We start from the raw sequence: 25,143 nt of genomic DNA, 5'->3' as shown, positions 1-25,143 counted from the left end.
ATATTAACGGTATTTTTGCCATCGCCCCGGCATTTATCTCGTGTGCATATTGACCGGTATAGATATCACTATATGTCAATTAAATGATAATGGGTTGTTAAATATTTTGTGGGTTTAAATTCGCCGCAGAAAGAAAAGGCAAAAACCCTTTGGGAATTGGGTTTTTAATGGCTGCTGGCAGCCCTCCAGGACGGGCCCTGGAGACCGTCATTGCTGGCGTTGGTTGGGTTATCCAGCGTATTAAAGTCTAATAAAGGCTTACTTTTGTTGTGCTTATTATGGCGTGAAGGTATGTTCCTCTCAGAATATTCCCAGGAGGACGCTGATTAATTAGGAATAACGCTGATGCTGTTAAGCTTTGATTAAACTATTTTATGGTAAACTTTGCCTCGAATACTAAGAATGGTAATTGCATTGTGATTGTACGTAATAAATTTTTCCTCATTTTGTTGTTTATTTTTGGGCAGTTAGCATTGTCGTCTGTTGCACACGCCGAGAGCAATGCAACCGATAAAGGCTGGTTCTCCACCTTCACTGATAATGTGTCGCAGACCTGGACTGCGCCAGAGCATTATGACCTGTATGTTCCGGCAATAACGTGGCATGCACGTTTTGCCTATGACAAAGAAAAGACTGACAAATATAACGAGCGCCCGTGGGGGGCTGGTTTTGGTCAGTCGCGTTGGGACGAAAAAGGGAACTGGCATGGCATCTATCTGATGGCCTTTAAAGATTCCTTTAACAAGTGGGAACCAATCGGGGGTTATGGCTGGGAGAAAACCTGGCGTCCGTTAGCCGATGAAAACTTCCATGTGGGGCTGGGTTACACCGCCGGTGTGACCGCACGCGACAACTGGAACTACATTCCGATTCCGGTGCTGCTGCCTCTGGCCTCTATCGGCTATGGTCCGGCAACGTTCCAGATGACCTATATCCCGGGGACATACAACAACGGTAACGTTTACTTCGCCTGGATGCGTTTTCAGTTTTAACTGAAAAAACGTCACGTACTGGTGAAAAAGTGTGCAGCCGTTGATTCCGTTGAGATAAAAAACCGTCAGCAGAAATTAACGCGACTTTAGTCACTTTTTATCAAAGAACCGCTGGACAAAAGGTCCCACAATTGATGTACTGGTACCCGACACAGCATTTGTGTCGTTTTTTAATGTAAAGGTAATTTTGATGTCTAAGATTAAAGGTAACGTTAAGTGGTTTAATGAGTCCAAAGGATTCGGTTTCATTACTCCTGAAGATGGCAGCAAAGACGTGTTCGTACACTTCTCTGCAATCCAGTCTAATGGTTTCAAAACTCTGGCTGAAGGTCAGCGTGTAGAGTTCGAAATCACTAACGGTGCCAAAGGCCCTTCTGCTGCTAACGTAATCGCTCTGTAATTCAGACGCGTCAGCAAGAATTTCAAAACCCGCTCACTGAGCGGGTTTTTTTTCGCGTGGAATCAGCTAAGCAGATACATTTTGAGGAAGCTGGCAACGATCAGCACGCTCAACAACACCACACCTGCGCTCATCAGGTTCTGTTTCATTCTGTCACCCTCGTTCAGTATTGCGTTCAGAGTGACAGAGAAAAATTAAGCCAACATTAACGCAGCGTCTGTTAGTGCGTCGTGGCGGAAGAAAATAGCCAGAATGCGATCCCCGTCATCGCAAAGGAGCCGAGCATATTAATCGCAATGTTCATCAGCGCCCAGCCGACACGCCCTTCCTGAAACAGGAAAACCACTTCCGCCGAGAACGTTGAGAAGGTGGTTAAACCGCCGCAAAAGCCGGTGGTAATCAATAGCTTCCACACGGGATCGATATGCGTCATACGGTTAAACCAGGCCAGCCCCACGCCAATAATGAAAGCACCTATCAGGTTAGCCGCCAGCGTACCCATTGGAATAGCCTGATGCAGGGGATTAAAACGCATACTCAAGAACCACCGCGCAACGCTACCCGTACCCCCACCAATAAAAACGGCTAAAAGTAGTTGTAACACTGTAAATACCTGCTATTTGATGTGTAAGAGTGGCGAGTTTAACGCGGTTTTTGCTGAGGGGACAAATATGTATGTTGCGGTAGGACAGTTTGCGGTTACGCCTGACTGGCAAGAGAATGCAGATAAATGTGTCTCTCTGATGAGGCAGGCCCGCCTGAAAGAAGCATCCTTGCTGGTGCTGCCGGAGGCGCTGCTGGCAAGAGATGACCACGACCCGGACCTGTCGGTGAAGTCTGCCCAGCCTCTGGACGGCGGATTTTTACAGCACCTGCTGGCGGAAAGCGCGGGCAATGGTTTGACCACCCTCTTTACGGTGCATGTCCCCTCGACGGCGGGACGGGCGGTAAATACGCTCGTGGCCATCCGTGACGGCGCGATCGTTGCGCGCTATGCCAAACTCCATCTTTATGATGCCTTCAGCATTCAGGAATCGCGGCGGGTGGATCCGGGAGACAGCATCCCACCGCTGCTTGATGTCGATGGCTTTAAGATTGGGTTGATGACCTGCTACGACCTGCGTTTTCCTGAGCTGGCACTTACGCTCGCGTTAAAGGGGGCTGACGTGCTGGTTGTGCCTGCCGCGTGGGTCAAGGGGCCGCTTAAAGAGCATCACTGGGCAACGCTCCTTACAGCGCGTGCGCTGGATACTACCTGCTATGTTGTGGCCTCGGGGGAGTGCGGCAATAAGAACATTGGGCAGAGCAGGGTGGTGGATCCGCTGGGTGTTACGATAGCCGCTGCGGCGGAGGCCCCGGTTTTGCTGATGACAGAGTTACAGCGGGAGAGGATTACGCTTGCACGGCAGCAATTACCGGTTCTTCGCAACCGTCGGTTTGCGCCACCGCAATTATTGTGATGTTTTTTTCAACAATGCTTGATTCACCTTGTTACAGATTGCTATTGTGTGCACGCGTCAAATGACCGTTAATACAATCAGGTTTTTGGCGCTGAATGCAGCCTGGTTTATGTAAAGAAGGTATCTATGGGTGAGATTAGTATTACCAAACTGCTGGTGGTTGCCGCACTGGTCGTCCTGCTGTTTGGTACCAAGAAGTTACGCACGCTGGGTGGTGACCTGGGTGCCGCCATCAAAGGCTTTAAGAAAGCGATGAACGACGATGATGCGGCTGCGAAGAAAAGCGCCGAGGGTGACATCCCGGCAGAGAAGCTTTCTCACAAAGAGTAACGGCAATGCCTGAGGGCTTGCGAAAAAAAACCGGCTCAAGAGGCCGGTTTTTTTGCATTACTGTAAGTGAATATTACAGTCTTATTTCACTTCTTCGCCTTTTGCCTGCATATCGGCATGGTAAGAGGAGCGAACAAATGGGCCGCAGGCTGCGTGGGTAAAGCCCATCGCCATCGCTTCGGCTTTCATCTCATCAAACTCATCCGGGCTCACGTAGCGCTGCACGGGCAGGTGATGGCGGCTTGGCTGCAGATACTGTCCCAGCGTCAGCATGGTCACACCGTGGCGGCGCAGATCGCGCATCACTTCGATGATCTCAGCATTCGTTTCACCGAGACCAACCATCAGGCCTGACTTGGTTGGAATATGGGGATGCGCTTCTTTAAAACGCTCCAGCAGCTTCAGAGACCAGTTATAGTCCGCACCAGGACGTACCTGACGGTAGAGACGCGGCACGTTCTCCAGGTTGTGGTTAAACACGTCTGGTGGCGTCGCGGTCAGGATGTCCAGCGCGCGATCCATACGGCCGCGGAAGTCTGGAACCAGCGTCTCAATTTTGATGTTCGGGCTTTTCTCGCGAATAGCGGTAATGCAGTCAGCGAAGTGCTGAGCACCGCCATCACGCAGATCGTCACGGTCAACGGAGGTAATAACGACATAACGCAGCGCCATATCGGCGATGGTCTGTGCCAGTTTCTGAGGTTCGTTGGCGTCGGGTGCTACCGGGCGGCCATGAGCCACATCGCAGAACGGGCAGCGGCGGGTACAGATGGCACCCAGAATCATAAACGTCGCGGTACCGTGATTGAAACATTCAGCAAGGTTCGGGCAAGAGGCTTCTTCACAGACGGAGTGAAGGCCGTTCTTGCGCATCGCCGCTTTGATCCCCTGGATACGCGAAGAGTCAGCCGGAAGTTTGATTTTCATCCATTCCGGTTTTCTTAACAGCGCTTCGCGCTCTGTAGCCACGTTTTTAACCGGGATAAGGGCCATTTTATCGGCATCGCGGTATTTAACACCGCGTTCCATCACAATGGGTTTACTCATAGCGTGCGTGTTCCAGTTGCGAATATCGAAGGAAAGCGTTTCTATTCAAGGGAATGTTGTATTTATCAACTATTTTTGAACGAACGACAGGCAGTATATCATTGAAACGGTCGGTAAAGCAGCCTGCCAGGTCGCCAATTTGTAAAATAGTTGTTGTTTTGTGCGTTTTGCCCGGCAGGGGGCAGGGGCTTGTGCTGTATCAACCTGTCAGAAGGCCTGGCGGATGACGCGGATAACGTTTTCCAGTACCGGATCGCGCAAGCTGAGTTTGTTGTAATGCAGTGAAATCTCGATAGATTCCGCATTAAGCTGGTTGAGAGGAATGCTCTCCAGCGGCCAACATTTACGCAACAAGGTATACAGACGCGAAGGCATGATGCAGAGCATGTCGCTGCTGCCAATCAGGGAGGCAGTGGTGAACATATTGTAACTACTGAAGCTGATCTGGCGTTCCGGGAATATCTCATCGATTCGCTGACGCAGCGCATGGTTGGACTGTCCTTCGGTCATGAAAGACGAATGATCGTAGTTGCGCAGATTTTCAATGGTCAACGGCGCGCTCAGGGCGGGATGCTGCTGGCGGCACACCAGCACCAGGTTATCCGCATACAGGACATGTTGTCCGAGCGCTCGGGCGCTAAAGCTGCCGCTTTCTATAATCAGGTCGGTCTGAAACTGAGCAAGCTGAATATCAGGCTCGTTGAGCGGCACATTTCGCAGCAGGAGCTGGGGAACATGCTCTTTTATCGCCTGAAAAATAGCGGGCATCACCAGCACGCCGACAGACGGGGTGCAGCCGATAGTGATGGTTCTCTGTTTGTCATAGCTGCCGGTTAAATCCAGCGCACCCAGAATCGACTCCAGCCCCTGGCTGATGTACTCATGCAGATGGGTGGCGTAGGCCGTCGGCGTAACCCCCTGGCCCTTACGAATAAATAACGGGTCGGGAAATATAGCGCGCAGTTTTTGAATTGACTGGCTTATTGCTGAAGGCGTGAGATTAAGAATTTTCGCAGCATTAACGATACCCTTATGGACATATACTGCCTCAAAAATAGTCAACAAATTGAGATCAATATTACGTAAAGTCCGAAAAATTTGTGGCTTGTCCTCACCACCTGGGTCATTCAGTCGTTTGGCTGGTAAATTATTATACTCCACGCTTTCACTCCGTATACATTCACATTATGAATGATAGTTGAATTTATTTATTATGCTTGTAGAGATTCGTAAAGTGTTGGTTTTGTTTCACTTGTTTATCAAAAACAAACAGTTGTGTGATTATCACGCAAGTTACTTACGCCCTGTATGCAGTTCTGGCTGGAGGCTAAATAATATGTAGCGGTAATATTCGAGCGCTTCGAAAATATAGAATAAGCGGATTATTGTAAAGCGTAAAAGCGGTAAATAAACAGTGGCCCGTCAAATAATCGAGCCATGATGCATGATATATTAAGCAGTGATATATTCGTAAGATGGATTGTTAAGTAGGGCTAAAACGTTCTTCAAAAGCACGGGACGAATATTCTCTGGCGTTGCGCTTTCAACCCACTGGCACATTTGCGTCATCTCCATTCCGGCGTAGCCGCAGGGGTTTATGCGCTGGAAGGGGGTAAGATCCATATTAATATTCAGTGCCAGCCCGTGGAAGGAGCAGCCTTTGCGGATACGCAGCCCCAGTGAGCAAATCTTACTTTCTCCCACATAGACGCCCGGCGCATCGGCACGCGGATGGGCTTCAATACCGTATTCCGCCAGCGTGTTAACCACGGTTTGTTCCAGCAGGGTAACCAGTTCGCGAACGCCGAGCTTTCTGCGCTTCAGGTTCAGCAGAACGTACATCACCTGCTGCCCAGGCCCGTGGTATGTGACCTGCCCACCGCGATCGCTTTGAATTACCGGGATATCACCCGTCATCAATAAATGTTCCGCTTTTCCCGCCTGTCCCTGTGTAAATACCGGCAGGTGTTCGACCAGCCAGATCTCATCAGGGGTGGTGTCATCGCGTGAATCGGTGAAATCATGCATGGCCTGGGAGACAGGCTCGTAAGGTTGCAGCCCGAGATGACGGACAAGAATTTTATCCTGATACAAAAGGACGTCTCCGAAGACGAGGGACAAAAGGTGAGGGAGAGTATATCACAAGCGGGGAGGCGGGTTACCCGGCAAACCGGGTAACCGCAGAGGGACTACAACACCATACGAACAATTTCGATATTGCCGAGCTCTTCGTACAGCGTCTCAACCTGCTCAATGTGGGTTGCGGTAATGGTAATGGATACCGAGTGGTAGTTGCCCTTGCTGCTTGGTTTTACTGACGGAGAGTAGTCACCCGGCGCATGGCGCTGTACCACTTCAACCACCTGATCAACCAGCTCAGGTTTCGCCAGACCCATTACTTTGTAGGTAAACGGGGTAGGGAATTCAAGCAGTTCGTTAAGTTTGGTTTTCATGTCAGCTCCGGCGTAACGTCAAAAAGAATAACTCCCACGACAGGTGGGAGTTATCAGGATATCTAGTATATGGGGATCAAAATCACACTTTCAAGTGTTCAATTTTTAGCCAAACCAGTGATGGAACATCAATTTAATGTAATCAATGATTTTGCCGAAGAAATTGCCTTCCGGGATTTCTTGCAGAACCACCAGCGGACGCTGATCGATGGTTTTACCATCCAGCTGGAAGTTGATGGTGCCCACCACCTGGTTTTTCTGCAGTGGCGCGTGCAGCTCAGTGGTGTTCAGCACGTAGCTGGCTTTCAGATCTTTCATGCGACCACGAGGAATGGTCAGGTACAGATCTTTATCCACGCCAAGGGAAGCACGGTCGTTATCACCGAACCAGACTGGCTCAGAAGCAAACTCTTTACCGGCTTTCAACGGGTTCACTGTTTCGAAGAAACGGAAGCCCCAGGTCAGTAATTTCTTGCTTTCCGTCTCACGACCTTTGAAGGTACGACCGCCCATCACGGCAGAGATCAGACGCATCTGGCCTTCGGTGGCAGAAGCAACCAGGTTGTAGCCAGCTTTATCGGTATGGCCAGTTTTGATGCCGTCAACGTTCAGGCTGTTATCCCACAGCAGGCCGTTACGGTTGGTCTGACGGATACCGTTGAAGGTGAACTCTTTCTCTTTATAGATGGAGTATTCGTTCGGCACGTCACGGATCAGCGCCTGACCAATCAACGCCATATCACGTGCGGAGCTGTACTGACCATCTGCGTCCAGACCATGTACGGTCTGGAAATGGCTGTTCTTCAGACCCAGCGCGGTGACGTAGCTGTTCATCAGACCGACGAAGGCATCCTGGCTTCCTGCGGCGAAATCGGCCATTGCCACGCACGCATCGTTACCGGATTGCAGGTTAATACCACGGATCAGCTGAGAAACAGGAACCTGCATGCCCGGTTTCAGGAACATCAATGATGAACCTTTAAATACCGGGTTGCCGGTTGCCCACGCATCGTTACCGATGGTGACCAGATCCGTTTCTTTGAACTTCCCTGCTTTCATGGCCTGGCCGATAACATAGCTGGTCATCATTTTGGTCAGGCTGGCCGGATCGCGGCGGGCGTCGGCATTCTGTTCAGCCAGCACTTTGCCAGAGTTGTAGTCGATCAGGATATACGATTCCGCGTCGATTTGCGGAACGCCAGGGATCATGGTCTTGATATTCAGGTCATCGGCGTGAGCTGCAGAGAGAGCAGTTGCGCAAAGGGCCGTGGTCAGCGCCATGCGCTGCACAAAACGAGCAGAAAAAGTGGTCTTCATGGTCAGAACAACGACATCCGTGATGGAATTAAAAAAAGTGCCTTACTATAGCAAATGCTATTCAGGCAGGCATCCGACTTTAAGCATGAGTTTGTGAATGTGTTTTACACAAATTGACACTTTGGATGCCGCCAGTTCATTATTTCGCAACAGCGATAAATGATTGTAGTTGGGCTTCATTTTGCAGGCGCTGCTGCAGAGACGCTGCCTGCGATTTGCTGGCAAACGGCCCCATCTGAATACGCCATACTGCGCCGTTTTGCGCAACGCGTCCCGGAACACCAAACTGCTGGCTCAGACGCTGTTGATACTGCTGTGCACGGGCCTGATCGCTTACCGCCCCAACCTGCACCACAAAGCCGCCACTTGCCGCCGCTGGAGCCGCAACCGGTGTGCTTTGCGCCGTCGCCGGAGCCGTTACGGGCGCAGGCTCTGTGGCAGGAGCGGCAACAGGAGCCGGTGCTGGCGTAGGTTCGCTGCCTTCCAGCACGCCGGTGGCTAACGTTGTCGGCGCGCCCAGGAAGCCGCTACTCTTTACCGGCGCACCCGTCGTGTCGTCACTCTGCAGCGTATCATTGCTGATTGGGCGCACTTCTCCTGCTGGCTGAGAAGGCTCTGCCGGAGAAGAGACGCTTCCCATGCCGCCGTCCAGGTTCGGGCGGTCAGGAAGGGCGTAAGTCTGTTTCGCCACCGTCGTACACGCGGTACCTGGCCCGGAGAGGGTGCCATCCTGCGCCACGATAATCGGGTCAATACGGACTTTGGTATTGTTCGAGGTGTTCAGGCGGTCTGCAGCCGCGCGTGACAGGGAGATCACCCGGTCGTTACCGTAGGGACCACGATCGTTAATGCGTACCACGATCATACGACCATTCGCCAGGTTGGTGATACGGGCGTAGCTCGGGACAGGCAGGGTCGGGTGAGCCGCCGTCAGTTGCATCGGATCGAACGCTTCGCCGGTCGCCGTCAGGTTGCTGCCTGGCTCGGCATCATAAATGGCGGCAAAGCCAGCCTGGCTAAAGCGGGAGGGATCCTGAACAATTTTGTAGCTTTTGCCGTCGCGCTCGTAATCCTGATTCGCGCTGGCATTGAGCGGTTCATAAACGGGATCGGCACCGCTGATTTCAACGATCGGGCCATTACAAACCGCAGGCTGCGGCGGCGCGACGGTTGCCTGTTGCTGACCATCATCACTTGTGCAGGCCGCAAGTAAACTTGCCGCAATGCAGATCCCCAGCCACTGCTTACGCATTCCGATCCCCTTATTTTTATACGCTTTTTGACAACATTTTTCTGTGGGTATGGATCGACATCACGATACCAAACCCGGCCATCAACACGATCAGTGCCGAGCCTCCGTAGCTCACCAGCGGGAGCGGGACGCCAACAACCGGCAGAATACCACTCACCATACCAATATTTACGAAGACATAAACGAATAAAATCAGCATCAACCCGCCTGCCATCACGCGGCCAAAGGTGGTTTGCGCACGTGCGGCGATCCACAGCCCTCGCATGATCAACAGCACATACAGCGCCAGCAGAATCAGGATGCCAACCAGGCCCAGCTCTTCCGCCAGAACCGCAAAGATAAAGTCGGTGTGGCGTTCCGGTAAGAACTCCAGCTGGGACTGGGTGCCGTGCAGCCAGCCTTTACCGCGCAGGCCGCCGGAACCGATCGCAATCTTGGACTGAATAATATGATAGCCCGCACCCAGCGGATCGGTTTCCGGATCGAGCAGCATCATGACGCGTTGTCGCTGGTAATCATGCATCAGGAAGAACCAGAGAATCGGGATGAATGCTGCCACCAGCACGACTGCAATGCCAATCAGACGCCAGCTTAAACCCGACAGGAACAGGACAAACAGGCCGGAGAGGGCGATAAGAATCGAAGTGCCGAGGTCAGGCTGCGCCGCAACCAGTAGCGTCGGCAGGAAAATCAGCACCAGCGCAATGGCGGTATTTTTCAGCGAAGGCGGGCAGACGTCACGGTTAATAAAACGCGCCACCATCAAGGGAACCGCTATTTTGGCTATTTCAGAGGGCTGGAAGCGGACAACGCCCAGATCCAGCCAGCGCTGCGCGCCTTTAGAGATGGCCCCAAAGGCATCTACCGCAACCAGCAGCACAATACAGAATATGTACAGATACGGCGCCCAGCCTTCATAGACCCGCGGCGGGATCTGCGCCATGACCACCATAATGACCAGACCCATCGCGATCTGGCCGATTTTGCGCTCCATCATGCCGATGTCCTGGCCGCTGGCGCTCCAGATAACCAGGGCGCTGTAAACCAGCAGAGCCAGCAGGATCAGCAGCATGGCTGGGTCGATGTGGATTTTATCCCACAGCGATTTTTTATTTGGATTATCCGTCATGATTATTGGTCCTCCGCCGCAGCGGCGGCCGGGTTTTCAGCCGGCAGTTCGGTGTTGTTATCACCCAGCATAATGTGGTCGAGGATCTGGCGCATGATGGTCCCCACGGCCGGACCTGCGCCGCCGTTTTCCAGAATCATCGCCACCGCAACCTGCGGGTTATCATAAGGGGCAAAGGCCGTCATCAGCTTATGGTCACGCAGACGTTCAGCAATGCGGTGCGCGTTATAGGTTTCATTGGCTTTCAGACCGAAGACCTGCGCAGTACCGGATTTGGCGGCCACTTTATACGGTGTGCCGGCGAAATACTTATGCGCGGTCCCGTTCGGGCGGTTCGCCACGCCGTACATACCGTCTTTGGCAATTTCCCAGTAACCGGAATGAATGTCACCCACCGGGGCTTCATGCGGCTGGATCCACGGCACTTTTTTGCCGTCTTCAACCGTACTTTGCAGCAGGTGCGGAACTTTCACTACGCCATCGTTGATGAGGATCATCATCGCTTTGTTCATCTGAATCGGGGTCGCCGTCCAGTAGCCCTGACCGATACCCACCGGAATGGTATCACCCTGATACCACGGCTTCTTAAAGCGCTTCAGCTTCCACTCACGGGTTGGCATGTTACCGGAACGTTCTTCTGAAAGGTCAACGCCGGTGTAATGTCCGTAACCGAATTTGCTCATCCACTCTGACAGGCGGTCAATGCCCATGTCATATGCAACCTGGTAGAAGAAGGTATCCGCAGACTCTTCCAGCGATTTGGTAACGTTGAGGTGACCATGGCCCCATTTTTTCCAGTCGCGATAGCGTTTTTCAGAGCCTGGTAATTGCCACCAGCCCGGGTCAAACAGACTGGTATTGCGGTTGATGACGCCCGCGCTCAGCGCAGAGACCGCCACGTACGGTTTTACCGTTGACGCTGGCGGGTAAACCCCTTGTGTGGCGCGGTTCACCAGCGGCGTATTCGGGTCATTGAGCAGACCGGAATAGTCCTTGCTGGAGATACCATCGACAAAGAGGTTCGGGTCGTAGCTTGGCATGGACACCATCGCCAGAATGCCGCCGGAACGCGGATCGGTGACGACAACGGCAGCACGGCTGCCCGCCAGTAGGGTTTCAATATACTGCTGCAGCTTGAGGTCGAGCGTCAGGTAGACGTCATGCCCCGCCTGCGGTGGCACTTCTTTGAGCTGGCGAATGACGCGGCCACGGTTGTTAACTTCAACCTCTTCATAGCCGGTCTGCCCGTGCAGGACATCTTCGTAGTAGCGTTCGATCCCCAGCTTACCGATATCGTGCGTCGCCGCGTAGTTCGCCAGTTTGCCGTCTTTATCGAGGCGTTCAACGTCTTTATCGTTGATCTTGGAAACGTAACCAATGACATGCGTCAGCGCGGAACCGTAAGGGTAGTAGCGACGCTTGTAACCTTTCACTTCCACGCCGGGAAAACGATACTGGTTCACGGCAAAGCGGGCCACCTGGACTTCCGTCAGGTTCGTTTTAACCGGAATTGAGGTGAAACGGTGGGAGCGGGCACGCTCTTTTTTGAACGCGGCGATATCATCGTCGGTCAGATCGACAACGCCTTTTAGCGCTTCAAGCGTATCCTGCACATTATCGACTTTTTCCGGCATCATTTCGATTTGATAAATGGTGCGGTTTAACGCCAGCGGAGTGCCGTTACGGTCGTAGATAATGCCGCGGCTGGGCGCGATGGGCACCAGCTTGATACGGTTTTCGTTTGAACGCGTCTGATAATCGGTAAAGCGGACAATTTGCAGATTATAGAGGTTGGCGATCAGCACGCCGGTAAGCAGCAAAATCCCCGTAAAGGCGACCAGCGCCCGGCGCACAAACAGCGCGGACTCAGCCGTATAGTCGCGAAAAGAATTCTGTAGTTTCATCCGCTGCTTAATCTACCCTGGTCAGTCACTACTCGCGGTGATATGGGTGGTTGGTAGTAATGCTCCACGCGCGATACAGGCTTTCTGCCACCAGTACCCGAACGAGCGGGTGGGGAAGCGTCAGCGCGGAGAGAGACCAACTTTGTTCTGCCGCCGCTTTGCAGGCAGGAGATAACCCTTCAGGCCCGCCAATCAACAGACTGACGTCACGACCATCCTGCTTCCAGCGCTCCAGTTCGTGCGCCAGCTGCGGCGTATCCCAGGGTTTACCTGGAATATCGAGGGTGACGATGCGGTTTTTGCCTGCGGCAGCCAGCATCAGCTCTCCCTCTTTATCGAGAATACGTTTGATATCGGCGTTCTTGCCGCGTTTCCCGGCGGGAATTTCCACCAGTTCGAACGGCATGTCTTTTGGAAAACGACGCAGATATTCAGTAAAACCGGTTTGTACCCAGTCCGGCATTTTGGTGCCGACGGCGACCAGTTGCAACTTCACGCATTAACCCCAGAGTTTTTCCAGCTCATACAGGCGACGACTCTCTTCCTGCATGACATGGACAATCACATCGCCGAGATCGACAACCACCCAGTCAGCGGTCGCTTCACCTTCAACGCCAAGCGGTAACAGGCCTGCTGCACGCGATTCCTGAACAACGTGGTCGGCAATCGAAACAACATGACGCGTTGAAGTACCGGTGCAGATAATCATGCAGTCGGTGATGGTGGATTTACCCTTAACGTCGATAGCGATGATGTCCTGACCTTTCAGGTCATCAATTTTGTCGATAACAAAATCCTGGAGTGCTTTACCCTGCAAGTTTTCCCCCTGGGGTGAATGAGATTGTATAACTATGAATTCGTGGCCAGACAGTATACCTGAACTGACGCCAGTGTCGGGACAAATGTCTCCGGCCGGGCTTTTGAAGGCGGGTATCATCCCACCCTCCGCCTGAGATTGCATCGCCATTTTTGTAAAACAATTTCTGTAAAGCAATGATCGGCGGGAAAGTCTGGCAGCGGAGGATAACAGTATGGCTTAACCTGTCAAGGCAGGATAATCATTACGCCGCTTTTTCATGCGCCCCCGCTATGCGTCTGCGCTTTTCTGATACAACCCATGCGCGTGAATGTAGTCCAGCACAGCTGATGGCAGCAGATCGTCACAGGCTAATCCCTGCTGCAAACGGTCGCGAATGAGGGTCGCAGAAATATCGAACCACGGCGTCTCTGCCAGATAAATCTTCCCGGCAGGCTGGTTGTGCAAGTCTTCAATATTGTCTGTGAGATGCGCCTCAAGCCACTGCTGGTACTGCTCTTCTCGCATGGTCAGCGGATAGCCCGGACGGCGACAGACAAGCAGGTGGCTGTTTTCCAGAATGGTTTCATACTGGTGCCAGGTGGGAAAATTGAGCAGGGAGTCCTGACCAATAATAAAGGCCAGCGGCGTGTCCGGCCCTTGCTCGGCTCGCCACTCCTGCAGCGTTTGCGACGTCCAGGACGGTGTGTCGCGGCGCAGTTCTCGCTCATCAAGGCTAAAAAGCGGTTTATCCGCGATGGCCAGAGTGAGCATCTCTTTTCTTTGCTCGCTGCTCGCCTCAGGTTGCGGACGGTGTGGCGGCACATTATTGGGCATGATGATTACGCGCTGAAGGCCGATCAGATTCGCCAGAATTTCAACCGGCTTCAGATGTCCGTAATGGACCGGGTCGAAGGTGCCACCGTACAGGGCCTGTAAAGAATGCATACTATCCATCGATAAATACGTCTGCCAGCGCCTTATGGCAGAGCAGCAAAGAGAGACTTTCCAGCTCCGCCCAGACCGACTGACCATAATCTTGTTTCAACGTAAGCTCAGCGCGCATCAGAAGCTGCACGGCCTGACGCAGCTGTTCATGACTCAGGCGGTTGATGGCCTCGGTGGTCATCGCCCGACGGTTTTGCCACACCCGATGTTTATCAAACAGCGAACGTAATGGCGTATGTGCAGACTGACGCTTGAGCGTAATCAGCAGTAATAATTCACGCTGAAGAGTGCGCAGCAAAATAACCGGTTCGCTACCTTCCAGGCGCAGCTGTTGCAATATATGCAGGGCGCGTTTGCTTTTCGCTGCCAGCAGTGCATCCACCCAGTGGAAGGGCGTAAAGTGCGCGGCATCGTTAACGGCCTGCTCCACGCGTGGCAGTGTCAGCTTACCGTCTGGCCAGAGCAGGGAGAGCCTGTCCAGCGCCTGCGCCAGTGCCAGCAGGTTGCCTTCATAGCAGTAACAGAGGAGCTGGTTTGCGGCGTCGTCCAGCTGAAGATTGTTTTGCTTCGCTCTTGTCGCGACCCATTTTGGCAGATGGGCTTGCTCAGGCGTCTGACAGGTCACCATAACCGCATTGGCCGCGAGCTGGGTAAACCAGGCCGCGTTTTCCTGCGCTTTGGTGAGCTTGTTGCCACGCACAATAAACAGCAGATCGCTGTGCAGCAGGCTGACCAGCGTTGCCAGCTGTTCATTGATGGCCGCGTTAGGGCCATTCTCCGGCAGCAGGATCTGGATGGTCTGGCGCGATGCAAAGAGGCTCATCGCCTGGCAAAGCGAGAAGAGGGCATTCCAGTCGGTGTTGTTATCCAGCTGGACGGTGTGGTGTTCATCAAAGCCCTGAGCGGCCGCCGCCTGTCGGACGGCATCCAGGCTTTCCTGAAGTAATAGCGGATCGTTTCCGAGAAGCAGATACGCCGCGCGCAGCCCTTCATTGAGCTGCGCGCGGAGTTGTTCAGGATACAGCCTGATCATCAGTTACCCATGGAGGCAGAAACAGGAGGCGTGGTGGCATCCGGTTTTTCGATGATGTCAGAACCCTGTTTCGTTGACGCGGCAACGCCCGGCAGTTTACGGATCAGCTGCTCTGCGGCCTTGTCGTACATTTCTTTAATGATAATCTGCTGCTCGGCGTCTTTTGCCAGAGCCGTCTGCGGGTTATCGAAGAACGAACGGTACACTTTCGTGCTGATTGGGTAGATGTCTTTACCCGGGATCAGGACGGCGGCATTAACCGACAGAACCATCTGATACTCCGCGGTACGGCCGTCCTGGAAAATGGACGCCGTGTCTTGAGCTAAGGCTGAGCTCAGAACGCGCAGGGATGGAACATCCTGACGTAACGTCCCTTTCTCAATCAACTCAACATCGTTAAGACGCAGCTGGTTTCGAATTGCCCGGCTGAGTGGACCATTCGGATCCGATGAGTCGAAAATCATCGTTTTCATTTCAGCAGGCACTGCCGTGGTATTGCGCAGATGCCAGCCACAACCAGCGGTGACAAGCACCGCCAGAGATAAGAGTATTGTTGCCAGTTGTCGCACGTTTCCTCCCGCGCTTAGCCAACGACCAGATTCAGCAATTTACCCGGTACGTAGATCACTTTACGTACGGTAACGCCCTCAAGATATTTCGCAACCAGATGTTCCTGGCCTGCGCGTTCGCGAACCTGTTCTTCGGTAGCATCGACCGCCACGGTAATTTTACCGCGAACTTTGCCGTTAACCTGGACCACAACCAGCGTGGTGTTTTCCACCATCGCGGATTCGTCAGCCACTGGCCACGGTGCGTTGTCGATATCACCTTCGCCTTTCAGCTCCTGCCAAAGGGTGAAGCTGACGTGCGGGGTGAACGGGTTCAACATGCGAACGACGGCCAGCAGCGCTTCACGCATTAAGGCACGATCCTGCTCGCCGTCCTGCGGGGCTTTTGCCAGCTTGTTCATCAGTTCCATAATAGCCGCAATTGCGGTATTGAAGGTCTGACGACGACCAATATCATCGGTCACTTTTGCAATCGTTTTATGAACATCACGACGCAGCGCCTGCTGATCTTCAGTCAGTGCCGCGACGTTCACTGCCGGAGCATCACCCTGAGAGGTGTGCTCGTAAACCAGTTTCCAGACACGCTTCAGGAAGCGGTTAGCCCCTTCAACGCCCGATTCCTGCCATTCCAGGGTCATGTCAGCCGGAGAGGCAAACATCATAAACAGACGCACGGTATCTGCGCCGTAACGCTCAACCATCACCTGAGGGTCGATGCCGTTGTTTTTAGACTTCGACATCTTGCTCATGCCGGTATAAACCAGTTCATGACCTTCGGCGTCTTTCGCCTTCACGATACGGCCTTTCTCGTCGCGCTCAACGATCGCGTCAACCGGAGACACCCAGTTACGCTCGCCGTTCGCCCCGACGTAGTAGAAGGCATCGGCCAGCACCATTCCCTGACACAGCAGCTGTTTTGCTGGTTCGTCAGAGTTGACCATGCCTGCGTCGCGCATCAGCTTGTGGAAGAAGCGGAAGTAGAGCAGGTGCATGATGGCGTGTTCAATACCACCGATGTAGATGTCCACAGGCAGCCAGTAGTTTGCTGCATCGGAATCCAGCATGCCTTCCTGATACTGCGGGCAGGTGTAACGCGCGTAGTACCATGACGATTCCATAAAGGTATCAAAGGTGTCAGTTTCACGCAGCGCTGGCTGGCCGTTAACGGTCGTTTTTGCCCACTCAGGATCGGCTTTGATTGGGCTGGTGATACCGTCCATGATCACATCTTCCGGCAGGATCACCGGGAGTTGATCTTCTGGCGTTGGCATCACGGTACCATCTTCCAGCGTCACCATTGGGATAGGTGCTCCCCAGTAGCGCTGGCGAGAGACACCCCAGTCGCGCAGGCGGTAGTTGACTTTACGCTCACCGACGCCCAGCGACGCTAACTTGTCGGCAATCGCGTTGAAGCCATCTTCAAAGCTCAGACCGCTGAATTCACCCGAGTTGAACAGGGTGCCTTTTTCGGTCAGGGCTTGTGCGGAGAGGTCTGGCTCAGAACCGTCAGCCGCGAGGATGACAGGCTTGATGGTCAGGCCATATTTGGTGGCAAATTCGTAGTCACGCTGATCGTGGCCTGGAACGGCCATGACGGCGCCTGTGCCGTACTCCATCAGCACGAAGTTGGCTGCCCAGACAGGGATTGCTTCGCCCGTCAGTGGATGGATAGCCTTAAAGCCGGTATCAACGCCTTTCTTCTCCATCGTCGCCATGTCGGCTTCGGCCACTTTGGTGTTGCGGCACTCGTCGATGAAGGCCGCCAGTTCCGGGTTGTTTTCCGCGGCTTTCTGCGCCAGCGGGTGACCAGCGGCCACGGCCAGATAGGTCGCACCCATGAAGGTGTCCGGACGGGTAGTGTAGACGGTCAGGGTCCGATCGTCGTTCTCAACGTTGAAGGTGATCTCCACGCCTTCTGAACGGCCGATCCAGTTACGCTGCATGGTCTTGACGGTATCAGGCCAGTGCTCCAGATTATCCAGATCGTTCAGCAGCTCGTCAGCGTAGGCGGTGATTTTGATAAACCACTGCGGGATCTCTTTACGCTCAACTTTGGTATCACAACGCCAGCAGCAGCCGTCGATAACCTGCTCGTTCGCCAGTACGGTCTGGTCGTTCGGGCACCAGTTAACGGCAGAGGTCTTCTTGTACACCAGGCCTTTTTTGTACAGCTCGGTGAAGAATTTCTGCTCCCAGCGGTAGTATTCCGGGGTGCAGGTCGCCAGCTCGCGGCTCCAGTCATAGCCAAAGCCCAGCATTTTGAGCTGGTTTTTCATGTACGCGATGTTGTCGTACGTCCACGGGGCAGGTGCCGTGTTGTTTTTGACCGCCGCGCCTTCTGCAGGCAGACCAAACGCATCCCAGCCGATTGGCTGCAGGACGTTTTTGCCGAGCATACGCTGGTAGCGGGCAATCACATCACCAATGGTGTAGTTACGCACGTGGCCCATGTGTAGTCGACCAGAAGGATAGGGAAGCATCGACAGGCAGTAATACTTCTCTTTGCTCTCGTCTTCGGTTACTTCAAAGGTGCGCTTCTCGTCCCAGTGTTGCTGGACTTTTGATTCTATCTCTTCCGGGCGGTATTGCTCTTGCATGGCAGCCAGTGGTCCTGTTTTCAATACAGCTACAAATGTAGCCAATGGATGTGGTAATTCAGATCCGCATAGCATAGCCCAAACGCCCGCGCCAAAACAGCCTTTCGCACAAATGCGCGCGTGAGGAATTTGTCGGGTCTGTGGTTCACCTGGCAAAGCGGTGGCGAAATAAGGTCTATTATTAGAGTCAGTTACTTACCCGGGAGGCAAAATGATGAACAAGGTTGCTCAATTTTACCGAGAACTGGTGACAACACTGACGGAACGGCTGCGTAACGGTGAGCGTGATATCGATGCGCTGGTGGAACAGGCGCGGGCCCGCGTGACGCAAACGGGTGAGTTAACGCGAACCGAAGTGGAAGAGGTGACGCGCGCCGTACGCCGCGACCTGGAAGAGTTTGCGCGAAGCTACGAAGAGAGTCAGAACGAGGTTACCGACAGCGTTTTTATGCGGGTAATTAAAGAAAGCCTGTGGCAGGAGCTGGCGGATATCACCGATAAAACGCAGCTGGAGTGGCGTGAAGTCTTTCAGGACCTCAACCACCACGGGGTCTATCACAGCGGAGAAGTGGTCGGACTGGGGAATCTGGTGTGCGAGAAATGCCATCACCACATTGCAGTCTATACGCCGGATGTGTTGCCGCTGTGTCCAAAGTGTGGACACGATCAGTTCCAGCGTCGGCCGTTTGAGCCCTAAGTAAAAGCCGCCCTCTCCCTGCAGGCCAGGGGGAGGGCTTCAGGCCGCAGAGCAGTCTACCATGCCCGGTGGCCTTCGCTTACCGGGCCTGGCTGTAATAGCTGAGTCTTTCCGCCAGCAAATCCACGAACGTTTCACGATCGATATCCACCATTAGCGTGGTGTTGGGGTGATTGCCCGTCAGTGAATAGTAGTCCACCACCGTCATACCCTGAGTGTATTTTCCCTGGGTTTCCACGCCTACCCACCGTTCTACCGTGGTAAACATCTCCGGTTTGAGCAGCCAGGCAATGGTGCATGGATCGTGCAGCGGCGCGCCGTGAAAACCCCATTTCTCGGCTTTGTGATACGCCATAAAGAAGTCCAGCAACTCTGCGACGGTTGTCGCCACCGGGTTGCCAATGGCACGAAAGCGCGCAATGTCGTGCGCCATTATTTGTGCGCGATGGGTGACGTCCAGGCCGGCCATGACAATAGGCAGGCCAGACTGGAAGACAATCTCTGCGGCTTCCGGATCGACAAAAATGTTGAACTCCGCCGCTGGCGTCCAGTTCCCGAGTCCCATTGCGCCGCCCATGATCACGATTCGGGCGATTTTACTGTGCAATTCTGGATGGCTGTTCAGCAGCAGCGCAACGTTGGTTTGCGGGCCGGTGGCCACCAGCGTGACCGGTTCCGCGCTTTCACGCAGCACTTTCGCCATCAGCTCTACGGCGGTGCAGGGTTGCGCTTCAAACCCCGGTTCGGGCAGTGCCGGGCCATCCAGCCCACTTTCACCGTGCACGTTGTCGGCAATGATCAGATCGCGCATGAGCGGTTTGACAGCACCACCGGCGACCGGTATATCGGTGCGTTTGAGCAACGTCAGCATACGCAGGACGTTACGCAGCGTTTTCTCCGGTGTCTGGTTTCCGGCAGAGGACGTGACGGCTTTAACGTCCAGTTCAGGGGAGGCAAGTGCAAGGACGAGGGCGATCGCGTCATCATGACCCGGGTCGCAATCGAGAAGGATAGGTTGTGCCATAGCGTGCTCCATACGTAGCATTATTTTGTGACAAGGTTAACGCTGCAATGTGACGCCGACGAGAAGAAGAGAGTTAAAGCGTGAAGCAGTGCGCAATCCGCAGATTGCGCACCGGGGAGATTAGTGCAGGATTTTGGCGAGGAAGTCTTTTGCTCGCTCGGATTTTGGATTGGCGAAGAACTCTTCTTTCGGCGAGTCTTCAACAATCTTCCCTTCGTCCATGAAGATCACGCGGTTCGCCACTTTGCGGGCAAAGCCCATTTCGTGGGTCACCACCATCATCGTCATCCCTTCGTGCGCCAGCTCAACCATTACGTCCAGCACTTCGTTGATCATCTCGGGATCGAGAGCAGAAGTCGGTTCATCAAACAGCATGGCGACCGGATCCATACACAGGGCGCGGGCAATAGCCACACGCTGCTGCTGACCGCCAGAGAGCTGCGCCGGGAATTTATCAGCATGCGCAGAGAGCCCCACGCGTTCCAGCAGCTTCAGACCTTTATCGCGCGCGAGCTTTTTATCGCGTTTCAGCACTTTTACCTGCGCCAGCGTCAGGTTCTCAATAATGGAGAGGTGCGGAAACAGCTCAAAGTGCTGGAACACCATGCCGACGTGGGAACGCAGCTGAGCAAGGTTGGTTTTCCTGTCATTGACTTTGGTGCCATTGACGAGGATCTCACCTTGCTGCACCGGCTCCAGGCCGTTAACGGTTTTGATCAGCGTGGATTTACCGGAGCCGGATGGCCCACATACCACCACCACGTCACCTTTTTTCACTTCGGTTGAGCAGTCGGTCAGCACCTGAAAGTGCCCATACCATTTAGAAACATTTTTCAGGGAAATCATTATACAGTCCTTTTCTTCAGCCAACTGACCAACAGCGACGCGCTTAAACTAATCACAAAATAGACGCCACCCGCGAAGAGCACCATTTCGACCTGCGTACCATCACGTTCACCGATGGTAGACGCGGTACGGAAGAAGTCTGCCAGGCTCAATACGTAGACCAGAGAGGTATCCTGGAACAGTACGATGCCCTGGGTCAGCAGGAGGGGAACCATGGCGCGAAACGCCTGCGGCAGAATAATGAGCTGCATGGATTGCCAGTGCGTCATCCCCAGCGCCAGCGCGGCGCTGGACTGACCACGGGAAATACTCTGAATACCCGCTCGGATAATCTCTGAATAGTAAGCAGCCTCAAACATTGAGAACGCGACCATCGCGGATATCAGGCGGATATCGGTTTTCGGCGACAGCCCCAGCACGTTTTGCAGAAAGCCGGGAACAATCAGGTAAAACCACAGCAGTACCATCACCAGTGGGATGGAGCGGAAAACGTTAACGTAGGCCGTGGCAAACCAGGCGAACGGTTTAAAGGCCGACAGGCGCATGACCGCCAGCAGGGTGCCCCAGACGATTCCCACCACAATAGCAATCACGGTGATTTTTAAGGTGATCAGCAGGCCATCCAGCAGGTAAGGCATGGATGGAACGATAGAACTCCAGTCAAATTCGTACATTATTTGCCCCCCAGATTGCCCGGCAGGCGGATTTTGCGTTCAACCAGGTTCATCACCAGCATGATGAAAGTGTTAATCAGAACATAGGCGAGTGTGATCGCCGTGAAGGATTCCCACGCGTGGGCGGAATAATCCAGCAGCTTGCCCGCCTGTGCGGCCATATCCACCAGACCGATGGTCGAGGCAATGGCCGAGTTTTTCACCAGGTTCATCATCTCAGACGTCATCGGTGGAACAATGACGCGGTAAGCGTTAGGCAGCAGTACGTAGCGGTAAGTTTGTGGCAGCGTCAGGCCCATTGCCAGGCCAGCATTTTTTTGTCCGCGCGGCAGTGACTGAATGGCGGCACGCACCTGCTCGCAAACGCGCGCGGCGGTGAAGAGCCCCAGACAGAGCATGGAGGAGACAAAGAACTGCACGTTCGGATCCAGTTCCGACTTAAACCACATGCCAATATTTTCCGGCAGCAGTTCCGGGACGACCAGATACCAGGTGAAAAATTGCACAATCAGCGGAACGTTACGGAACAGTTCCACATACAGGGTGCCGAGAGATGAGAGAAAACGGTTAGGTACGGTGCGCAAAATACCGAACAGTGAACCGACAAGAAACGCGATAATCCACGCCGTGATCGATAAGGCGACGGTAACCTGAAAACCGCTCCACAGCCAGCCAAGATAGGTGGTGTTGCCGAACGGGGCTTGTTGCAGGAATATGCCCCAGTTCCAGTCTATTGACATAATAAACTCCAGAAAAAAAAGGGTAGCAGCGCTACCCTCGAAGATTGGTGAGAAGCTCATTTTTCGCGCTGAGTGGGGAACGACCACTCAACGTATAGTCTGTCCATGCTTCCCGACAATCGAGAGGGCAGGAGATCCCGCCCCTGTTGTTCTAATTAGTTAAGAGCCTTGTCGTTTGGTGATTTGAACAGCGCTTTCATGTCGTCAGACAGTTCGAAGTTCATGTTAAGATTTTTGGGTGGAATCGGGTTCTTGAACCATTTATCGAACCATTTTTCCGCTTCACCGGAGGTCTGAACCTGAGCGATGGTGTCATCGATCAACTTCTTGAACTGCGGATCGTCTTTACGCAGCATACAACCGTACGCTTCTTTAGATTGCGCCGTGCCGACGATATCCCAGTTGTCTGGTTTCTTCGCTTTTGCACGTTCGCCTGCCAGCAGGGCATCATCCATCATAAACGCCACAGCACGGCCACTTTCCAGAGTACGGAAAGAGTCGCCATGATCTTTCGCGCTGATGATGCGCATATCCATTTTCTTCTCGTCGTTCAGCTTGTGCAGCAGCACTTCGGAAGTGGTACCGGAGGTAACAACGACGGCTTTGCCTTTCAGGTCCGCAAAGTCTTTGATCTCGCCGCCTTTCTTGGTCAGCAGGCGGGTGCCCACGACGAAGATGGTGTCAGAGAAGGCAGCCTGTTTCTGACGCTCAAGGTTGTTGGTGGTGGAACCGCACTCAAAATCGAACGTGCCGTTTTGCAGCAGTGGAATACGGTTTTGTGAAGTGATTGGAATCAGCTTCACCTGCAGGTCAGGTTTGTTCAGCTTTTTCTTCACAGCTTCAACGATAGCGTTGGAGTAATCCTGTGAATAGCCCACGACTTTTTGCGTGTTGTCGTAGTAAGAGAACGGGACAGAAGATTCACGGTGGCCGACCACGATCACGCCGTTTTTGGCAATCTTGTCGAGAGTGCTCCCGGCAGCCGGAGCATCTTCAGCGTGAACGACGCTTGCCGACATCCCCATAACCAGCATTGCTGTGGCCAGTTTACGTAATTGCATACCCAACTCCTTTCTTATCAGCGCCAGTGACGCATTGATACCCATTGTGATGTTGTTATATCTCGCGCTATGCGAGTGCAGTGTTATGCAAGCTTGTTAACATTTAGTCTGGCTTAATGTAAAGATTTTGCTGCGTTATTGTTTATTTTTGCGAAGCGCGCCGCACCAATCAGAGGCAAATATCTCTCGTTGCACCGTTTCGGTGCTACCGGTGATCTACGCTGGTGCGACGAAGTTGCACGTTAAGCCAAACTGCGTTTACGTGGGGAAATAAAGCAAGAGACGTGCCAGAAATGCCCTCTCCCAACGGGAGAGGGGAAGGGAGGGGAAATTATCGACGACGCTGACGCAAGCTCATCAGCACCGCGCCAAATCCGAACAGCGCGGTCAGGATCCACAGCGGCCAGTTGCCGGTGCGGGCATAAGGCGTCAGGCCCGTCGCAGGCGTGACGTTGGTCGTCAGCACTTCACGGGTGAACTGCGGGATCATGGCCTGGATTTCGCCCTGCGGGCCAATCACGGCGGTAATGCCGTTGTTGGTGCTACGCAGCAGCGGGCGCGCCAGCTCCAGGGAGCGCATCCGCGCCATCTGGAAATGCTGCCACGGGCCAATCGACTTACCAAACCAGGCATCGTTGGAGATAGTCAGCAGGAAGTCAGTGTCCGGACGGAAGTTATCGCGCACCTGCTCGCCGAGGATAATTTCGTAGCAGATGGCCGCCGTAAGGGCAAAACCGTGCGCATGCAGCTGGGGCTGAACGTACGGGCCACGGCTGAATGAGGACATCGGCAGGTCAAAGAACGGTGCTAACGGGCGCAGAATGGACTCCAGCGGTACAAATTCGCCAAACGGTACCAGGTGATTCTTGTTATACCGGTCAGTGGAGTTGTAGCTGTATTCGCTGTCTTTACCCAGCGTAATGATGGTGTTGTAGGTGTCATAGCGGTTCTGCTGATTCAGACGCGCATCGACAATCCCCGTAACCAGCGTACTGCCGCGAGCCAGCAGTAGATCGTTCATCATGTTCAGGAACGGCTGCTGGTTAATTTCCAGATCCGGAATCGCCGACTCTGGCCAGATGATCAGCTGCGATTTACCCATGACCGCCTCGGTGGCGTTAGCGTAGATCTTCAGCGTGTTCAGCAGCTCTTTCTCGTCCCATTTCATTGACTGAGGGATATTCCCCTGCACCATTGAAACCTGTGTAGTGCGCTCTGGCACCAGGCTGTACCACTGGATATAACGCAGTGGGAAAGGTAGGGCAAACAACACCAGCGCCACGACCAGCGTCTTCCAGTTATGTGTGACCAGCGCCAGGACCAGCAGTCCGCTCACCACCATCAACAGGAAGTTAATCGCTTCAACGCCCATTACCGGAGCAAGCCCCTTTAGCGGGCCATCAATCTGACTGTAACCGAACTGCAGCCACGGGAAGCCAGTCAGTACCCAGCCGCGAAGGAACTCGGTAATTTGCCAGACAACCGGCGCAGCAATGGCAACGCGCAGCCAGGTGGTTTTTGGCCACAGGCGAGAAAGGATACCCGCGAACAGGCCGGTATAGAGCGAGAGATAAGCGGCCAGCAGCACCACGAGGAAGACGTTAACGGGTCCTGGCATACCGCCAAACTGGGCGATGCTGACATAGACCCAGTTGATGCCGGAGCCAAACAGCCCCAGTCCCCAGAAGTAGCCAATCGCTGCCGCCTGGACGGGACGACGATTCAGGGTTAAACCCTGAAGTCCCATCAGGGAGAGAATGGCTGCAGGCCAGATATCGTAAGGAGAAAAAGCCAGCGTTCCGCTGGCTCCGAGTAACAGCGCCAGCAGCAGACGTACGCGCTGGCGTTCAAGTAATGGGGCAAATGCCATTTAC

26 protein-coding genes are annotated in these 25,143 nt (G+C 53.7%); 5 read left to right on the top strand and 21 right to left on the bottom strand.

Annotation, left to right across the window (positions count from 1 at the left end; all coding sequences use genetic code 11):
* The first annotated feature begins 374 nt into the window (after window positions 1–374).
* The gene (gene pagP / locus BJP35_RS09805) at window positions 375–992 is read left to right on the top strand and encodes a lipid IV(A) palmitoyltransferase PagP (RefSeq protein WP_014169108.1); all 618 of its coding nucleotides are present in this window, start codon (window positions 375–377) and stop codon (window positions 990–992) included.
* Between the two features lie 190 nt (window positions 993–1,182).
* Window positions 1,183–1,392: a transcription antiterminator/RNA stability regulator CspE gene (gene cspE / locus BJP35_RS09800; protein WP_002439184.1), complete on the top strand. Its 210-nt coding sequence runs from the start codon at window positions 1,183–1,185 to the stop codon at window positions 1,390–1,392.
* Between the two features lie 220 nt (window positions 1,393–1,612).
* Here cspE and crcB read toward each other — a convergent pair whose 3' ends face one another.
* A complete protein-coding gene (crcB, locus tag BJP35_RS09795; RefSeq protein WP_014169110.1) occupies window positions 1,613–1,996 on the bottom strand; it encodes a fluoride efflux transporter CrcB in 384 nt (127 codons plus the stop codon).
* A gap of 67 nt (window positions 1,997–2,063) precedes the next feature.
* Here crcB and BJP35_RS09790 point away from each other — a divergent pair, with 67 nt between their 5' ends.
* Both BJP35_RS09790 and tatE read left to right on the top strand, forming a co-directional pair.
* Window positions 2,064–2,852 (top strand): deaminated glutathione amidase, encoded by a 789-nt coding sequence (locus tag BJP35_RS09790; RefSeq protein ID WP_047743942.1) that lies wholly within the window; start codon window positions 2,064–2,066, stop codon window positions 2,850–2,852.
* A 126-nt stretch (window positions 2,853–2,978) separates the two neighbouring features.
* Window positions 2,979–3,182, top strand: a complete 204-nt coding sequence (tatE, locus tag BJP35_RS09785) for a twin-arginine translocase subunit TatE (protein ID WP_014169112.1) — start codon at window positions 2,979–2,981, stop codon at window positions 3,180–3,182.
* 81 nt (window positions 3,183–3,263) lie between these two features.
* Here the strand turns inward: tatE and lipA are convergent, their stop codons facing one another.
* The 14 genes from lipA to leuS all read right to left on the bottom strand — a co-directional run bounded on the left by lipA (window position 3,264) and on the right by leuS (window position 18,227).
* On the bottom strand, window positions 3,264–4,229 hold the full coding sequence (lipA, locus tag BJP35_RS09780) for a lipoyl synthase (protein WP_014169113.1): 966 nt from the start codon (window positions 4,227–4,229) through the stop codon (window positions 3,264–3,266).
* Window positions 4,230–4,436: 207 nt separating this feature from the next.
* The gene (locus tag BJP35_RS09770) at window positions 4,437–5,390 is read right to left on the bottom strand and encodes a YbeF family transcriptional regulator (RefSeq protein WP_047743940.1); all 954 of its coding nucleotides are present in this window, start codon (window positions 5,388–5,390) and stop codon (window positions 4,437–4,439) included.
* Window positions 5,391–5,681: 291 nt separating this feature from the next.
* Window positions 5,682–6,323: a lipoyl(octanoyl) transferase LipB gene (gene lipB / locus BJP35_RS09765; protein WP_047743938.1), complete on the bottom strand. Its 642-nt coding sequence runs from the start codon at window positions 6,321–6,323 to the stop codon at window positions 5,682–5,684.
* A gap of 95 nt (window positions 6,324–6,418) precedes the next feature.
* A complete protein-coding gene (gene ybeD, locus BJP35_RS09760) occupies window positions 6,419–6,682 on the bottom strand; it encodes a DUF493 family protein YbeD (protein WP_003858718.1) in 264 nt (87 codons plus the stop codon).
* A gap of 105 nt (window positions 6,683–6,787) precedes the next feature.
* A complete protein-coding gene (gene dacA, locus BJP35_RS09755) occupies window positions 6,788–7,999 on the bottom strand; it encodes a D-alanyl-D-alanine carboxypeptidase DacA (RefSeq protein WP_014169116.1) in 1,212 nt (403 codons plus the stop codon).
* Between the two features lie 139 nt (window positions 8,000–8,138).
* A complete protein-coding gene (gene rlpA, locus BJP35_RS09750) occupies window positions 8,139–9,251 on the bottom strand; it encodes an endolytic peptidoglycan transglycosylase RlpA (protein WP_047743935.1) in 1,113 nt (370 codons plus the stop codon).
* A 16-nt stretch (window positions 9,252–9,267) separates the two neighbouring features.
* Window positions 9,268–10,380 (bottom strand): peptidoglycan glycosyltransferase MrdB, encoded by a 1,113-nt coding sequence (gene mrdB / locus BJP35_RS09745; protein ID WP_014169118.1) that lies wholly within the window; start codon window positions 10,378–10,380, stop codon window positions 9,268–9,270.
* Between the two features lie 2 nt (window positions 10,381–10,382).
* Entirely contained in the window at window positions 10,383–12,284 is a 1,902-nt protein-coding gene (mrdA, locus tag BJP35_RS09740) for a peptidoglycan DD-transpeptidase MrdA (protein WP_014169119.1), read from the bottom strand.
* 28 nt (window positions 12,285–12,312) lie between these two features.
* Window positions 12,313–12,780: a 23S rRNA (pseudouridine(1915)-N(3))-methyltransferase RlmH gene (gene rlmH / locus BJP35_RS09735; RefSeq protein WP_003858701.1), complete on the bottom strand. Its 468-nt coding sequence runs from the start codon at window positions 12,778–12,780 to the stop codon at window positions 12,313–12,315.
* A gap of 3 nt (window positions 12,781–12,783) precedes the next feature.
* Complete coding sequence (gene rsfS / locus BJP35_RS09730) at window positions 12,784–13,101, bottom strand: ribosome silencing factor (RefSeq protein ID WP_047743933.1); 318 nt, start codon at window positions 13,099–13,101, stop codon at window positions 12,784–12,786.
* A 270-nt stretch (window positions 13,102–13,371) separates the two neighbouring features.
* Window positions 13,372–14,037: a nicotinate-nucleotide adenylyltransferase gene (gene nadD, locus BJP35_RS09725; protein ID WP_047743931.1), complete on the bottom strand. Its 666-nt coding sequence runs from the start codon at window positions 14,035–14,037 to the stop codon at window positions 13,372–13,374.
* Window positions 14,030–15,061 (bottom strand): DNA polymerase III subunit delta, encoded by a 1,032-nt coding sequence (gene holA, locus BJP35_RS09720; RefSeq protein ID WP_040016926.1) that lies wholly within the window; start codon window positions 15,059–15,061, stop codon window positions 14,030–14,032. Before holA ends, nadD begins: the two co-directional genes overlap by 8 nt.
* On the bottom strand, window positions 15,061–15,630 hold the full coding sequence (gene lptE, locus BJP35_RS09715; protein WP_040016927.1) for an LPS assembly lipoprotein LptE: 570 nt from the start codon (window positions 15,628–15,630) through the stop codon (window positions 15,061–15,063). The genes holA and lptE overlap by 1 nt, the downstream gene beginning before the upstream one ends.
* 14 nt (window positions 15,631–15,644) lie before the next feature.
* Window positions 15,645–18,227 (bottom strand): leucine--tRNA ligase, encoded by a 2,583-nt coding sequence (leuS, locus tag BJP35_RS09710; protein WP_047743927.1) that lies wholly within the window; start codon window positions 18,225–18,227, stop codon window positions 15,645–15,647.
* Between the two features lie 214 nt (window positions 18,228–18,441).
* On the opposite strand from leuS, the gene BJP35_RS09705 reads away from it, so the two are divergent.
* The gene (locus BJP35_RS09705) at window positions 18,442–18,924 is read left to right on the top strand and encodes a zinc ribbon-containing protein (RefSeq protein WP_025204671.1); all 483 of its coding nucleotides are present in this window, start codon (window positions 18,442–18,444) and stop codon (window positions 18,922–18,924) included.
* 79 nt (window positions 18,925–19,003) lie between these two features.
* Here the strand turns inward: BJP35_RS09705 and rihA are convergent, their stop codons facing one another.
* From rihA to lnt, 6 genes are all read right to left on the bottom strand, one after another.
* Window positions 19,004–19,948 (bottom strand): pyrimidine-specific ribonucleoside hydrolase RihA, encoded by a 945-nt coding sequence (gene rihA, locus BJP35_RS09700; protein WP_047743925.1) that lies wholly within the window; start codon window positions 19,946–19,948, stop codon window positions 19,004–19,006.
* Window positions 19,949–20,068: 120 nt separating this feature from the next.
* A complete protein-coding gene (locus tag BJP35_RS09695) occupies window positions 20,069–20,794 on the bottom strand; it encodes an amino acid ABC transporter ATP-binding protein (RefSeq protein WP_014169127.1) in 726 nt (241 codons plus the stop codon).
* Window positions 20,794–21,468 (bottom strand): glutamate/aspartate ABC transporter permease GltK, encoded by a 675-nt coding sequence (gene gltK / locus BJP35_RS09690; protein WP_014169128.1) that lies wholly within the window; start codon window positions 21,466–21,468, stop codon window positions 20,794–20,796. The genes BJP35_RS09695 and gltK overlap by 1 nt, the downstream gene beginning before the upstream one ends.
* A complete protein-coding gene (locus tag BJP35_RS09685) occupies window positions 21,468–22,208 on the bottom strand; it encodes an amino acid ABC transporter permease (protein ID WP_020884992.1) in 741 nt (246 codons plus the stop codon). The genes gltK and BJP35_RS09685 overlap by 1 nt, the downstream gene beginning before the upstream one ends.
* Before the next feature lie 155 nt (window positions 22,209–22,363).
* Window positions 22,364–23,269, bottom strand: a complete 906-nt coding sequence (locus BJP35_RS09680; protein ID WP_020884991.1) for an amino acid ABC transporter substrate-binding protein — start codon at window positions 23,267–23,269, stop codon at window positions 22,364–22,366.
* 331 nt (window positions 23,270–23,600) lie between these two features.
* On the bottom strand, window positions 23,601–25,139 hold the full coding sequence (gene lnt, locus BJP35_RS09675; RefSeq protein WP_044857535.1) for an apolipoprotein N-acyltransferase: 1,539 nt from the start codon (window positions 25,137–25,139) through the stop codon (window positions 23,601–23,603).
* Window positions 25,140–25,143: the final 4 nt, after the last annotated feature.

Origin of the sequence: Enterobacter sp. J49 (genome assembly GCF_002148625.1) — a bacterium.
In the GTDB taxonomy this organism is placed as follows: Bacteria; Pseudomonadota; Gammaproteobacteria; order Enterobacterales; family Enterobacteriaceae; genus Enterobacter; species Enterobacter ludwigii.
The sequence above is the reverse complement of the archived record's forward strand: the minus strand, read 5'-3'. Positions and strand labels throughout refer to the sequence as shown.

Excerpts from the sequence above, each read along its gene's own strand:
- BJP35_RS09685 (WP_020884992.1), bottom strand. The coding sequence starts at position 22,208 with ATGTCAATAGACTGGAACTGGGGCATATTCCTGCAACAAGCCCCGTTC.
- BJP35_RS09790 (WP_047743942.1), top strand. The coding sequence starts at position 2,064 with ATGTATGTTGCGGTAGGACAGTTTGCGGTTACGCCTGACTGGCAAGAG.
- rlpA (WP_047743935.1), bottom strand. The coding sequence starts at position 9,251 with ATGCGTAAGCAGTGGCTGGGGATCTGCATTGCGGCAAGTTTACTTGCG.
- BJP35_RS09680 (WP_020884991.1), bottom strand. The coding sequence starts at position 23,269 with ATGCAATTACGTAAACTGGCCACAGCAATGCTGGTTATGGGGATGTCG.
- BJP35_RS09705 (WP_025204671.1), top strand. The coding sequence starts at position 18,442 with ATGAACAAGGTTGCTCAATTTTACCGAGAACTGGTGACAACACTGACG.
- nadD (WP_047743931.1), bottom strand. The coding sequence starts at position 14,037 with ATGGATAGTATGCATTCTTTACAGGCCCTGTACGGTGGCACCTTCGAC.
- mrdB (WP_014169118.1), bottom strand. The coding sequence starts at position 10,380 with ATGACGGATAATCCAAATAAAAAATCGCTGTGGGATAAAATCCACATC.
- lnt (WP_044857535.1), bottom strand. The coding sequence starts at position 25,139 with ATGGCATTTGCCCCATTACTTGAACGCCAGCGCGTACGTCTGCTGCTG.
- rihA (WP_047743925.1), bottom strand. The coding sequence starts at position 19,948 with ATGGCACAACCTATCCTTCTCGATTGCGACCCGGGTCATGATGACGCG.
- cspE (WP_002439184.1), top strand. The coding sequence starts at position 1,183 with ATGTCTAAGATTAAAGGTAACGTTAAGTGGTTTAATGAGTCCAAAGGA.
- gltK (WP_014169128.1), bottom strand. The coding sequence starts at position 21,468 with ATGTACGAATTTGACTGGAGTTCTATCGTTCCATCCATGCCTTACCTG.
- mrdA (WP_014169119.1), bottom strand. The coding sequence starts at position 12,284 with ATGAAACTACAGAATTCTTTTCGCGACTATACGGCTGAGTCCGCGCTG.
- tatE (WP_014169112.1), top strand. The coding sequence starts at position 2,979 with ATGGGTGAGATTAGTATTACCAAACTGCTGGTGGTTGCCGCACTGGTC.
- ybeD (WP_003858718.1), bottom strand. The coding sequence starts at position 6,682 with ATGAAAACCAAACTTAACGAACTGCTTGAATTCCCTACCCCGTTTACC.
- leuS (WP_047743927.1), bottom strand. The coding sequence starts at position 18,227 with ATGCAAGAGCAATACCGCCCGGAAGAGATAGAATCAAAAGTCCAGCAA.
- holA (WP_040016926.1), bottom strand. The coding sequence starts at position 15,061 with ATGATCAGGCTGTATCCTGAACAACTCCGCGCGCAGCTCAATGAAGGG.
- dacA (WP_014169116.1), bottom strand. The coding sequence starts at position 7,999 with ATGAAGACCACTTTTTCTGCTCGTTTTGTGCAGCGCATGGCGCTGACC.
- BJP35_RS09695 (WP_014169127.1), bottom strand. The coding sequence starts at position 20,794 with ATGATTTCCCTGAAAAATGTTTCTAAATGGTATGGGCACTTTCAGGTG.
- lipA (WP_014169113.1), bottom strand. The coding sequence starts at position 4,229 with ATGAGTAAACCCATTGTGATGGAACGCGGTGTTAAATACCGCGATGCC.
- pagP (WP_014169108.1), top strand. The coding sequence starts at position 375 with ATGGTAAACTTTGCCTCGAATACTAAGAATGGTAATTGCATTGTGATT.